Below are 12,692 nucleotides of genomic sequence, written 5' to 3' on the forward strand. Positions count from 1 at the left end.
CAGAGGACATGCAGACCAAGCTGGACGAAGCCAAGGCCGAGCTGCTCGAGAGGGCCGCCCGGGTAGCTGAGCACAGCCCGGTCGGGGGGCGACTTCCGACGGGCCCGGAGGGTGCCGGGGAGCACTCGGACCGGGACACCGTGCTCGAGTACCTCCAGCGCTACTACCTGCACACCGCGCCGGAGGACCTCGGCGACCGGGATCCGGTCGACGTGTTCGGTGCCGCTCTCTCTCACTACAGGCTCGCGGAGAACCGTCCGCAGGGCACCGCGAACGTCCGTGTCCACACTCCGACGGTCGAGGAGAACGGCTGGACGAGCAGCCACTCCGTCGTCGAGGTGGTCACCGACGACATGCCGTTCCTCGTGGACTCGGTCACCAACGAGCTGTCACGCCAGGGCCGCGGCATCCACGTCGTGATCCACCCGCAGGTCCTGGTCCGCCGTGACGTCGCCGGAAAGCTCATCGAGGTCCTCTCGGCACAGATCCAGGGCGAGCTGCCGCACGACGCGCTCACCGAGTCCTGGATCCACGTCGAGATCGACCGTGAGACCGACCGCGCCGACCTGAAGCAGATCACTGCCGACCTGCTGCGCGTCCTGTCCGACGTCCGCGAGACGGTCGAGGACTGGGAGAAGATGCGCGAGGCCGCCCTGCGGATCGCCGAAGGCCTCCCGGGCGAGCCCACCGCGTCCGACCTGCGGCCGACCGAGGTGGAGGAGGCCCGCGAGCTGCTGCGCTGGCTCGCCGACGACCACTTCACCTTCCTCGGCTACCGCGAGTACGAGCTGGTCGACGGTGACGCCCTGACCGCCGTGCCCGGTACGGGCCTCGGCATCCTGCGCTCCGACCCGCACCACTCGGGCGACGACCAGGGCCACCACGCGCACCCCGTCTCGCCGTCCTTCAGCCGGCTGCCCGCCGACGCCCGTGCCAAGGCGCGCGAGCACAAGCTGCTGATCCTGACGAAGGCCAACAGCCGGGCGACCGTGCACCGCCCCTCGTACCTCGACTACGTCGGTGTGAAGAAGTTCGACGCCGACGGCAACGTCATCGGTGAGCGCCGCTTCCTCGGCCTGTTCTCCTCGGCCGCCTACACCGAGTCCGTCCGCCGGGTCCCGGTCGTCAAGCGCAAGGTCCAGGAGGTCCTGGAGGGCGCCGGCTTCTCGCCGAACAGCCACGACGGCCGCGACCTGCTCCAGATCCTGGAGACGTACCCGCGCGACGAGCTGTTCCAGACGCCGGTCGACCAGCTCCAGGCCATCGTCACCAGCGTCCTGTACCTCCAGGAGCGGCGCCGGCTGCGGCTCTACCTGCGCCAGGACGAGTACGGCCGCTACTACTCGGCCCTCGTCTACCTGCCGCGCGACCGCTACACGACCCGTGTCCGGCTGCGGATCATCGACATCCTGAAGGAGGAGCTCGACGGCACCAGCGTCGACTTCACCGCCTGGAACACCGAGTCGATCCTGTCCCGGCTGCACTTCGTCGTCCGCGTCAAGCCCGGCACCGAGCTGGCGAAGCTCACCGACGCCGACGTCGACCGCATCGAGGCCCGGCTCGTCGAGGCCGCCCGTTCCTGGGCCGACGGCTTCGGCGAGGCGCTGAACGCCGAGTTCGGCGAGGAGCGCGCCGCCGAGCTGCTCCGCCGCTACGGCAACGCCTTCCCCGAGGGCTACAAGGCCGACCACTCGCCGCGTGCGGCCGTCGCCGACCTGGCCCACATGGAGGCCCTCGCCCAAACCAGCGGCTCGGACTTCGCGCTCTCCCTGTACGAGCCGGTCGTCGCGGGCCCCGGCGAGCGCCGCTTCAAGATCTTCAAGACGGGCGACCCGATCTCCCTCTCCGCCGTCCTGCCGGTCCTCAACCGGCTCGGCGTCGAGGTCACCGACGAGCGCCCGTACGAGCTGCGCTGCGCCGACCGTACGCACGCCTGGATCTACGACTTCGGTCTGCGGCTGCCGGCCTCGACGGGCAACGGCGTCGTCTCCTTCGGCGACGACGCCCGGGAGCGGTTCCAGGAGGCCTTCGCCGCCACCTGGAACGGCGAGGCCGAGAACGACAACTTCAACTCGCTCGTCCTCTCCGCCGGTCTCAACTGGCGCGAGGCGATGGTGCTGCGCGCCTACGCCAAGTACCTGCGGCAGGCCGGGGCGACGTTCAGCCAGGACTACATGGAGGACACCCTCCGCAACAACGTCCACACCACCCGGCTGCTCGTCAACCTCTTCGAAGCCCGGATGGCCCCGGAGCGCCAGCGCGCCGGCACCGAGCTGACCGACGGCATCCTGGAGGAGCTGGACGGCGCCCTCGACCAGGTCGCGAGCCTGGACGAGGACCGGATCCTGCGGTCCTTCCTCACCGTCATCAAGGCCACCCTGCGGACCAACTTCTTCCAGAAGAACGAGCGGGGCGAGCGGCACTCCTACGTGTCGATGAAGTTCGACCCGCAGGTCATCCCGGACCTGCCGGCCCCCCGGCCGGCCTTCGAGATCTGGGTGTACTCCCCGCGCGTCGAGGGTGTCCACCTGCGCTTCGGCAAGGTCGCCCGAGGCGGTCTGCGCTGGTCCGACCGCCGTGAGGACTTCCGTACGGAGATCCTCGGCCTGGTCAAGGCGCAGATGGTGAAGAACACCGTCATCGTGCCGGTCGGTGCCAAGGGCGGCTTCGTCGCCAAGCAGCTCCCGGACCCGTCCGTGGACCGTGACGCCTGGCTGGCCGAGGGCATCGCCTCGTACAAGACCTTCATCTCGGCGCTGCTCGACATCACCGACAACCTGGTCGCGGGCGAGGTCGTGCCGCCGGTCGACGTGGTCCGCCACGACGAGGACGACACCTACCTGGTCGTCGCCGCCGACAAGGGCACCGCGACCTTCTCCGACATCGCCAACGGGGTCGCCGAGTCGTACGGCTTCTGGCTGGGCGACGCCTTCGCCTCCGGCGGCTCCGCCGGCTACGACCACAAGGGCATGGGCATCACCGCCCGTGGCGCCTGGGAGTCCGTCAAGCGCCACTTCCGCGAGCTGGGCCACGACACCCAGAGCGAGGACTTCACGGTCGTCGGCGTCGGCGACATGTCGGGCGACGTCTTCGGCAACGGCATGCTGCTGAGCGAGCACATCAGGCTCGTCGCCGCGTTCGACCACCGGCACATCTTCATCGACCCGAACCCGGACGCGGCCGTCTCGTACGCCGAGCGCCGCCGGCTCTTCGAGCTGCCCCGTTCGTCCTGGGCCGACTACGACACGGCGCTGCTCTCGACGGGTGGCGGCATCCACCCCCGCAGCGCCAAGTCGATCCCGGTCAACGCGCACGTCAGGGCCGCCCTCGGCATCGAGGACGGCGTCACCAAGATGACCCCGGCCGAGCTGATGAAGGCGATCCTCCAGGCGCCCGTCGACCTGCTGTGGAACGGCGGCATCGGCACGTACGTCAAGTCCTCCGTCGAGTCGAACGCCGATGTCGGCGACAAGGCCAACGACGCCATCCGCGTCGACGGCCAGGACGTGCGCGCCAAGGTCATCGGCGAGGGCGGCAACCTCGGCGCGACCCAGCTGGGCCGTATCGAGTTCGCCCGCGTCGGCGGCCCCGAGGGCCACGGCGGCAAGGTCAACACCGACGCCATCGACAACAGCGCCGGAGTCGACACCTCCGACCACGAGGTCAACATCAAGATCCTGCTCAACGGGCTCGTCGCCGAGGGCGACATGACCGTCAAGCAGCGCAACAAGATCCTCGCGGAGATGACCGACGAGGTCGGCACGCTCGTCCTGCGCAACAACTACGCGCAGAACACGGCCCTGGCCAACGCCGTCGCCCAGTCGCCCTCGCTGCTCCACGCCCACCAGCGGTTCATGCGCCGCCTGGGCCGCGACGGGGCCCTCGACCGGTCGCTCGAGTTCCTGCCCAACGACCGCCAGATCCGCGAGCTGCTCAACAACGGCAAGGGCCTGAGCCAGCCGGAACTGGCCGTTCTCCTCGCGTACACCAAGATCACGGTGGCCGACGAGCTCATCGGTACGGAACTGCCGGACGACCCGTACCTGCGCGGGCTGCTCCACGCGTACTTCCCGACGCTGCTGCGCGAGAAGTTCACGGAGGCCGTCGACAACCACGCCCTGCGCCGCGAGATCATCACCACGGTCCTGGTCAACGACGTCGTCAACACCGGCGGCTCGACGTTCCTGCACCGCCTCCGCGAGGAGACCGGCGCGTCGATCGAGGAGATCGTCCGGGCGCAGACCGCCGCCCGCGTGGTCTTCCGCCTCAGCCAGGTCTGGGACGCCGTCGAGGCGCTCGACAACCGGGTGCCGGCCGAGGTCCAGACCCGGATGCGGCTGCACTCCCGCCGGCTCGTCGAGCGCGGCACCCGCTGGCTGCTCAACAACCGGCCGCAGCCGCTCCGGCTCACCGAGACCATCGACTTCTTCGCCGACCGCGTCGACGAGGTCTGGGAGCAGCTGCCGTCGCTGCTGCGCGGTTCGGACCTGGAGTGGTACCAGTCGATCCTGGACGAGCTGACCGCGTTCGGCGTGCCGGAGGAGCTCGCGCTGCGGGTCGCCGGCTTCTCGTCCGCGTTCCCGATCCTCGACGTCGTCGCGATCGCGGACCGGACGGGCAAGGACCCGCTCGCGGTGGCCGAGGTCTACTACGACCTGGCCGACCGGCTGCGGATCACCGACCTGATGGACCGGATCAGCGAGCTGCCGCGCAGCGACCGGTGGCAGTCGATGGCCCGCGCCTCGATCCGTGAGGACCTGTTCGCGGCGCACTCGGCGCTGACGGCGGACGTTCTGGCGGCGGGGAACGGCGCGTCGAGCCCGGAGGAGCGGTTCAAGGCCTGGGAGGAGAAGAACGCGGCGATCCTGAGCCGTGCGCGGACGACCCTGGAGGAGATCCAGGGGTCGGACACCTTCGACCTGGCGAACCTGTCGGTGGCGATGCGGACCATGCGCACGCTGCTCCGTACGCACAGCTAGGCATGATGTGAGGAAGGGCCCCGCCGGTGTTCCGGCGGGGCCCTTCCGTCTTCCCTTCCGTCTTCCGTTCCCGCGGTGGGTTTCCGTCATTCCGTTCCGGCGGTGACCGTCGAGGTCCACAGGCGGCGGGCGGCGAGCAGGGCCGCCGCGAGCAGCAGGCCGTTGCGGAGCACCATCACGGTCAGGCCCTGGGTGGTGCCGGTGATGACCTGGTCGTAGAGGACGGGGTACGCGAGCGAGCTCAGCGCGGCCGCCGGGAGCAGCAGCAGGGCCACCGGGCGCATCACGGTCTGCCGGGAGGTGAGGCAGACGGCGGCGAGCCCGAGCAGCCAGATCATGTACTGGGGGCTGATCACCCGGCTGGTGCTGGTGAACAGCAGGACGGCGGCGAAGGCCGCGTCGAGCGGGGTGGCCGCGGTCCAGCGGTCGGCCCGGACGCGCCACAGGAGCAGCCAGCCGAAGGCGAGGACGGTGAGCAGCAGGGCGAGGTGGCCGAGGGTGGAGACGTACGGGCCGACGTACTCGTAGGCCCCGTAACGGAACTCGACCCTCCCCGGCCAGGCGCCGGTGGCCCCGGCGAGCGCGAGGGCCGTGCCGCCGAGGGACTCGATCTGGATGCCCCGGTCACCCTGCTGGCGCAGGAAGCCGAGGGAGCCGGAGAAGAAGAGCGCGAGGGTGGCGAGGAGGGCGAGGGCGGCGACGGCCGCGGCGGTCCAGGCCTCCCGGCTGGTACGGCCCCGGGGGGCGCCGATCAGGGTGAGCACCGGCCAGACCTTGACCATCGTGCCGATCCCGGCGAGCACTCCGCCGAGCCGGTGGGAGGCGGTGGAGCGGGCGCCCAGGGCGAGCAGGGCGAGTACGGCGAGGGCGGTGGTCTGGACGTCGTACCGGGCGAGGGGCAGGTGGAGGAGGAGGGGCAGGCCGCAGACCCAGATCCAGGCGCCGTGGGTGAGCCGGGCGCTGTCGGCGCGGGCGAGGGCCAGGGTGATGACGGCGTCGGCGAGGAGGCTGAGGGCGACGAACGCCTGGAAGTAGGTCAGCCAGGGGAGGAGACCCGGCGACATGATCACGAGCCCCGCGCCGGGCGGGTACTGCCAGGTGACGTCGCCGGGCGGGAAGGTGCCCTGCGCGAACTGCCCGTACCAGTGCTGGTAGAGGCCCACCTCGCGGCCGACCCCGCCGATGCCGAGGTTGTCGCGGAGGAGCAGCAGGACCATGCCGACGCGGGTGAGGAGCCACACGGAGGCGAGGGCGAGGTAGGGGCCACTGCCGACCGTGACGAAGGTGGCGGAGGTGAAGGTGTCCGAGTCGAAGGGGGACCCGGTCAGGGCGGGGGGCTGCGTGCCGGTGCGGGGCGGGGGCTCGGTGCCGGTCCCGGAGGGCGACTCAGGGTGATCGTTCGTCATCCCTCCGTACTGTAGACCGTTTCGCGTTATTTGCCCGTTTCTCTGGTCCTTGTTCCGGTGAACTCCTCGTACGCCGCCACCACCTCCTTCGCCGGGCCGTCCATCCGCAGCGTCCCGGCCTCCAGCCACAGTGCCCGCTCGCAGGTCTCCGTGACGGTGGAGTTCGAGTGGCTGACCAGGAAGACGGTCCCCGCCTCCGCGCGCAGCTCGTCGATCCGCCGTTGGCTGCGGCGGCGGAAGCGGGCGTCGCCGGTGGCCAGGGCCTCGTCGATGAGCAGGACGTCGTGACTCTTCGCGGCGGCGATGGAGAAGCGCAGCCGGGCGGCCATTCCGGAGGAGTAGGTCCGCATCGGGCGGGAGATCGCGTCGTCCTTCTCGTCGATGCCGGAGAAGTCGACGATGCCGTCGTACCGTTCCCGGACCTCCGCGCGGCTCATGCCCATCGCGAGACCGCCCAGGATCACGTTCCGCTCGCCGGTCAGATCGTTCATCAGGGCCGCGTTGACGCCGAGGAGCGAGGGCTGCCCCTGGGTGTGGATCTGGCCCCGCTCGACGGGCTGGAGGCCCGCGACGGCCTTCAGGAGAGTGGATTTCCCCGATCCGTTCGAACCGATCAGGCCAATCGCCTCGCCCCGGTACGCGACGAAGCTGACGCCCCGTACGGCATGGACGCGCCGGGCCGCCGGGGCCGTGTCCCCGCGGCGCAGGATCCGGCCCAGGGCGGCCGTCGCCGCGCCACGGCCGCCGGAACGGCCGCCGTCGACCGTGTACGTGATGTGGACGCCGTCGGCCACGACGGTGGGCACTCGCTCGGTGTCAGCCACGGCCGTACGTCTCCTCCGCCTTCCAGAACCAGACGAAACCGCCCGCGAAGGCCAGCAGGGCCCAGCCGGTGGCGAGCGCCCAGACGTGCGGCGGCAGCTCCGCCGCGGTGTAGCTCTCGATCAGGGCGAAGCGCATGAGGTCGATGTAGACCGCCGCCGGATTGCACTGGAGGGCCAGCACCACGCCGGGCGGGAAACGGCCGTCGCTCGCCAGGTTCTGGATCGACCACATGGCGCCCGAGGCGTACATCCAGGTGCGGAGCACGAACGGCATCAGCTGCGAGACGTCCGGGGTACGGGCCCCGATCCGGGCCAGGACGAGGGCGAGGCCCGTGCTGAACAGCGCCTGGCAGAGCAGCGCGGGGACCGCGAGCAGCCAGCTCCAGGTGGGGAACTCGCCGAAGCAGAACAGGATCGCGACGAGTACGACGAGCGAGAGGAGCAGTTGCTGGAGCCGCTGGAGCGCGAGCGAGACCGGCAGGGTGGCGCGCGGGAAGTGCAGGGCGCGGACCAGGCCCAGATTGCCGCTGATCGCGCGGCTGCCGGCCAGGAGCGTGTCGGAGGTGAAGGTCCACACGAAGACGCCGGTGAGGAGGAAGGGGACGTAGTCCGGGATGCCGTGCCTGGCGTTCAGCAGGACGCCGAAGATCGCGTAGTACACGGCCGCGTTGAGGAGCGGGGTCATCACCTGCCAGAGCTGGCCGAGGCGGGCCTGGCTGTACTGGGCGGTGAGGCGGGCGGTCGCGAAGGCGGTGATGAAGGCGCGGTGGGACCAGAGCTGCCGGACGTAGGCCGGGAGGGAGGGGCGGGCGCCGCTCACGGTGAGGCCGTGGCGCAGGGCGAGTGCGCGGAGGTCCTCGAGAGGGAGGCCCTCGGAAGAAGGGCCCTCAGGAGGGGGACTCTCGGGAAGGAAACTCTCGGGAGGGGGCTTCCGTACGGGTGGGGTGAGGGTCTGGGTGGTCACGGGCAGGCGCTTTCGACTTCGGCGGCAAGGGGTGCGGGCATCCATCAGCGATGGAACGGATCCGTATCGTCGCTACGTGGACAGTAGGGCGCCTTGCGTCGGGACGCAACCGTATCGTCGTGACGTGACCGGGGCGTCGCCGTTCGTTAGGATGCCGTTCATGACCGAACCGACCCCCCGCCGCGCCCCCGCCGGAGCCGCCGTACTCCGCGAGGACGTGACCGAGGCCATCCGCGCCGCCGTCTTCGAGGAGCTCGCGGCCGTCGGCTTCGCCCGCATGTCCATCGAGGGCATCGCGCGCCGCGCGGGAGTCGGCAAGACCGCCGTCTACCGGCGCTGGAAGTCCAAGCTCGCCCTCGTCCTCGACCTCGTCGGCGCCTTCGCGGCCCAGGGCATGCCGGCACCCGCCACCGGCTCCCTGTACGGCGACGTGCGCGCGCTCCTCGAAGTGGCCTCGCACGCCCTGCGCCACCCGGTCGCCTCACAGGTCATCCCCGACCTGCTCGTCGAGGCCGCCCGGCATCCCGAGATCGCCGAGGCGGTCACCGCCACGCTGCTCGACGGGCAGCAGGGCGTCGTGACCCGGATCGTCCACGAGGCCGTCGCGCGCGGCGAACTCCCCGAGGGCACCGACCCGGGCCGCGCCCTCGACCTGGTCGTCGGACCGCTGTACTGGCGGCTCGTCGTGGTCCGTACGGCACCGCCCGAGGGGTACGTGGACGACCTCGCGCGCTCGGCGGTGGCGGCGCTCAAGGCCTGAGCCCGGTGGCGGTCCTACTTCACCGCGCCCGCCATCACCCCGGACGCGAACTGCCGCTGGAACGCGAAGAACACCACCAGCGGCACCACCATCGACACGAACGCCCCCGGCGCGAGCACGTCCACGTTGTTGCCGAACTGCCGTACCTGCTGCTGGAGCGCCACCGTGATCGGCGGCGACTGCGAGTCCGCGAAGATCAGCGCGATCAGCATGTCGTTCCACACCCACAGGAACTGGAAGATGCCCAGCGAGGCGATCGCGGGACCGCCGAGCGGCAGCACCACCCGGGTGAAGAGACGGATCTCGCCCGCCCCGTCCAGCCGCGCCGCCTCGAGGAGTTCGCGCGGGATCTCCGCGAAGAAGTTCCGCAGCAGGAAGATCGCGAACGGCAGACCGAAGGCGGTGTGGAAGAGCACCACCCCGAGGGTCGTCTCGAAGAGCCCCACCGCGCCGAAGAGCTTCGACACCGGGACCAGGGCGACCTGCACCGGGACCACGAGCAGGGCGACCACGCCCAGGAACCACCAGTCCCGGCCCGGGAAATCCAGCCACGCGAACGCGTATCCGGCGAACGAGCCGATGACGAGCACGAGCAGGGTGGACGGGACGGTGATCAGGACGGTGGAGACGAGGGAGCCGGTGATCGTGTCGTTCGCGAGGAGATGGGTGTAGTTCTCGGTGGTCAGCCGGGCCGGTGCGGTGAACACCTGCCACCAGCCGCCCGCCGCGATGTCGGACGGCGAGCGGAGCGAGGAGAGCAGCAGCCCCACCGTCGGCAGCAGCCAGAACAGGCCGGTGAGGACGAGGAACACGCGCACCGCGCCCCCGGCGGCCCGGGCGGCGAGCCGCGCGACGAGGGGACGGGACCGGGCGTCGGAAGGGCGGGACCGGAGGCCGAGGGAGCGGGACCGGATTTCGGGGGAACTGCTCATCGGCGGGCCTCCCGGCGCAGGCGGCGGATGTTGAAGACCATCACCGGGACCACCAGGAGCAGCAGCAGGACGGCGATGGCCGAGCCGACCCCGAGATCGGCGTCCGTACCGAACGACGAGCGGTACAGCTGGAGCGCGAGCACGTTCGCGTCGTCCTGGGCGGAGCCCGGCGCGATGACGAAGACCAGGTCGAAGACCTTGAGGACGTTGATCATCAGGGTGACGAGGACGACCGCGAGGACCGGGGCGAGCAGCGGCACCGTGATCCGGCGGAACACCTGCCACTCGTTCGCCCCGTCCACCCGCGCCGCTTCGAGCAGCTCGCGCGGCACGGCGGCGAGCCCGGCGCCGATCAGGACCATCGCGAACCCGGCCCACATCCACACGTACGCGCCGATGACCGCCGGGGTGACGAGGGACGGACCCAGCCACTCCACGCCGTTGTACTGCTCCCGGAAGTTGCTCGCCGGCAGCCGGAGTACGGCTCCGTCCACGCGGTCGGCGGGCAGCGTGAAGGTGCCGTCGGCCGCGGCCGTGGCCCTGGCGACGACCTCTCCGTCCCGTACGGCCTCGATCCGCAGCCCGGCGAGGCCCAGTTCGGCCGGGTCGACCGTGTTCGGCCGCCCGCCGCCGCCCCGGGTGAAGTCCAGCCAGGCCGTACCGACGACCGTGCCCGCCCCGGGGACGGGCTCCCGGGCCGGACGGGCCTCCTCAGGCATCTGTCCCGGAGCCACCCCGACCAGCGGAAGCCGTACGGGCTCCCCGGCGCGCACCGGGTCCTTCGTGACGTACGCGCCGCCGCCGGCCGCCTTCAGCGGATGCGCGGGCAGCGGCCGGGCCCGGGGGAAACCGGAGGACTCGGCGAAGGTGTCGTGGACGCCGACCCAGACGGCGTTGGCGACCCCGCGGTCCGGGTCCTGCTCGTAGACGAGCCGGAAGATGATCCCGGCGGCGAGCATCGAGATCGCCATCGGCATGAAGACGACCAGCTTGAACGCCGTGCCCCAGCGCACGCGTTCGGTGAGCACGGCGAAGACCAGACCGAGGGCGGTCGCCACCGCGGGGGCGAGAACCAGCCAGATCAGGTTGTTGCGGACGGCCGTGCGGAGCGAGTCGTCGGTGAGGAGGGCGAGGTAGTTGTCCAGGCCGACGAAGGACTCGCCGGAGCGGTCGAAGAGCGAGCGCTGGACGGAGTACCCGATCGGGTAGACGACGAGCGCGCCGAGCAGGAGCAGGGCGGGGAGCAGGAACCCCGCCGCCACCGTCCTGCTTCTGCCGTTCCTGTTCCGGATGGTCTTCGGCGTGTGGTCGCCGGTGCGGATGGCCCTCGGAGTGCGGTCGCTGTTGTGGGTGGTCCTCGGCATGCCGGGACCTCAGCCCTTCGCCGCGGCCCGGTACGCCTTCGCCGCGTCCGCCTCGAGACGCGCCTGCGCCCCCGCGATGTCCTTCGGGTTCTTCAGGAAGTCCTGGAGCGCCTTCCACTCGCCCTTGCCCGGCGTCCCGCCGAAGGACTGCGGCATCTGGTCCGACATGTCGAAGCGGAAGTCGTCACCGGCGCCGATGAGCGCCTTCGCGATCTCGCGCTGGACGTCGTTCGGGTACGCCGCCGGGTCCAGGTTCTTGTTGGGGGAGAGGAAGCCGCCCTCGGCCGCCCAGATCTTCGCCGCGTCCGGGGAGGCGAGGAAGGCGAGCAGCGCCTTCGCGCCCTTGGTGTCCTTGAGTGCCACGGCCGCGTCGCCCGCCGTCACCACGGGGCTGGTGCCCGAGCCGACGGTGGGGAACGGGAAGACCTTCGCGTCCGTACCGATCTTCGCCTTCGTCTGGGCGATGTTGACGGCCGCGAAGTCGCCCTCGAAGACCATCGCCCCCTTCGGCTGGTCGCCGCCGGTGAACGTCTGGGTGACCGAGACCGGGTACTCCGTCTGCAGTGCCCCGCTCGTGCCGCCGGCGAGCAGCGCCGGCTTGCCGAACAGTTCGCCGAGCGTCGTCAGGGCCGCGGTGACCGACGGGTCGGTCCACTTGATCGTGTGCTTCGCCAGCTGGTCGTACTTGGCCGGCCCCGCCTGGGAGAGGTAGATGTTCTCGAACCAGTCCGTGAGGGTCCAGCCGTCCGCGCCGCCCACCGACACCGGGGTGACGCCGGAGGCCGAGATCGTCTCGGCCGTGGCGAGGAACTCCTTCCAGGTCTTCGGCTCGGTGGCGCCCGCGTTCTCGAAGACGGCGGAGTTGTACCAGACCAGGGACTTGTTGGCGGCCTTGAAGTAGACCCCGTACTGGGTGCCGTCGACCGCGCCGAGCTCCTGCCAGCCGCGCGAGTAGTTCGCCGCCAGCTGGGCCTCGGCCTCCGGACCGACCGGCTTCAGCCACTTCTGGGCGGCGGCCTGCTGGATCGCGCCCACCTGCGGCAGCATCGCCACGTCGGGCGGCGAACCGCCCGCGATCTTCGTACCGAGGAAGTTCACGATCGGGTCCTGGGCCGGCACGAAGGTGACGGTCGCGCCGGTGCGCTTCTCGAACTCCTTCAGGACCTTGGTGAAGTTCTCCTGCTCGGGTCCCGTCCAGACGGCGGCGACCTCGATCTTCTCGCCCTTGAGGGGGAGATCGCCGTCGGCCGTCGGCCCGGGGTCCTTCCCGGCCCCGTCGCCGCACGCCGCGAGGGTGAGTGCGGCGAGTGCGGCGAACGCCGTCATGGTCACTGCGGCCTTGCGTGGACGAAGAGTTGTACGCATCGCTGCCCCGTCTCTCCCGTGCGCTTCGCTGTCCCGTGCCGACAGGTCTACGCCGGGTGGCGGAGCCCCGCAATACCGCCTTCCGCCCCAAGTGGGTG

8 protein-coding genes are annotated in these 12,692 nt (G+C 70.9%); 2 read left to right on the plus strand and 6 right to left on the minus strand.

Annotation, left to right across the window (positions count from 1 at the left end; all coding sequences use genetic code 11):
* Window positions 1–8 precede the first annotated feature (8 nt).
* Window positions 9–4,979 (plus strand): NAD-glutamate dehydrogenase, encoded by a 4,971-nt coding sequence (locus tag ACFWUY_RS31335; protein WP_384117586.1) that lies wholly within the window; start codon window positions 9–11, stop codon window positions 4,977–4,979.
* A gap of 86 nt (window positions 4,980–5,065) precedes the next feature.
* On the opposite strand, the gene ACFWUY_RS31340 is transcribed toward ACFWUY_RS31335, so the two are convergent.
* From ACFWUY_RS31340 to ACFWUY_RS31350, 3 genes are read right to left on the minus strand one after another with little or no spacing between them, the layout of a single operon-like run.
* Complete coding sequence (locus ACFWUY_RS31340) at window positions 5,066–6,385, minus strand: glycosyltransferase 87 family protein (RefSeq protein WP_384117589.1); 1,320 nt, start codon at window positions 6,383–6,385, stop codon at window positions 5,066–5,068.
* Window positions 6,386–6,411: 26 nt separating this feature from the next.
* Window positions 6,412–7,209 carry an ABC transporter ATP-binding protein gene (locus ACFWUY_RS31345; protein ID WP_384117591.1) on the minus strand — a complete coding sequence of 266 codons (798 nt, stop codon included), beginning with the start codon at window positions 7,207–7,209 and terminating at the stop codon, window positions 6,412–6,414.
* Complete coding sequence (locus tag ACFWUY_RS31350; RefSeq protein WP_384117594.1) at window positions 7,202–8,173, minus strand: ABC transporter permease; 972 nt, start codon at window positions 8,171–8,173, stop codon at window positions 7,202–7,204. Before ACFWUY_RS31350 ends, ACFWUY_RS31345 begins: the two co-directional genes overlap by 8 nt.
* Window positions 8,174–8,333: 160 nt before the next feature.
* Here ACFWUY_RS31350 and ACFWUY_RS31355 point away from each other — a divergent pair, with 160 nt between their 5' ends.
* Window positions 8,334–8,933, plus strand: a complete 600-nt coding sequence (locus ACFWUY_RS31355; protein WP_384117597.1) for a TetR/AcrR family transcriptional regulator — start codon at window positions 8,334–8,336, stop codon at window positions 8,931–8,933.
* Between the two features lie 14 nt (window positions 8,934–8,947).
* Here ACFWUY_RS31355 and ACFWUY_RS31360 read toward each other — a convergent pair whose 3' ends face one another.
* From ACFWUY_RS31360 to ACFWUY_RS31370, 3 genes are read right to left on the minus strand one after another with little or no spacing between them, the layout of a single operon-like run.
* Window positions 8,948–9,865: a carbohydrate ABC transporter permease gene (locus ACFWUY_RS31360; protein ID WP_384117603.1), complete on the minus strand. Its 918-nt coding sequence runs from the start codon at window positions 9,863–9,865 to the stop codon at window positions 8,948–8,950.
* A complete protein-coding gene (locus tag ACFWUY_RS31365) occupies window positions 9,862–11,229 on the minus strand; it encodes a carbohydrate ABC transporter permease (protein WP_384117608.1) in 1,368 nt (455 codons plus the stop codon). The genes ACFWUY_RS31360 and ACFWUY_RS31365 overlap by 4 nt, the downstream gene beginning before the upstream one ends.
* A 9-nt stretch (window positions 11,230–11,238) precedes the next feature.
* Window positions 11,239–12,594 (minus strand): ABC transporter substrate-binding protein, encoded by a 1,356-nt coding sequence (locus tag ACFWUY_RS31370; RefSeq protein ID WP_384117611.1) that lies wholly within the window; start codon window positions 12,592–12,594, stop codon window positions 11,239–11,241.
* Between the last annotated feature and the right edge of the window lie 98 nt (window positions 12,595–12,692).

The organism is Streptomyces sp. NPDC058664 (genome assembly GCF_042716635.1).
Taxonomy (GTDB): domain Bacteria; phylum Actinomycetota; class Actinomycetes; order Streptomycetales; family Streptomycetaceae; genus Streptomyces.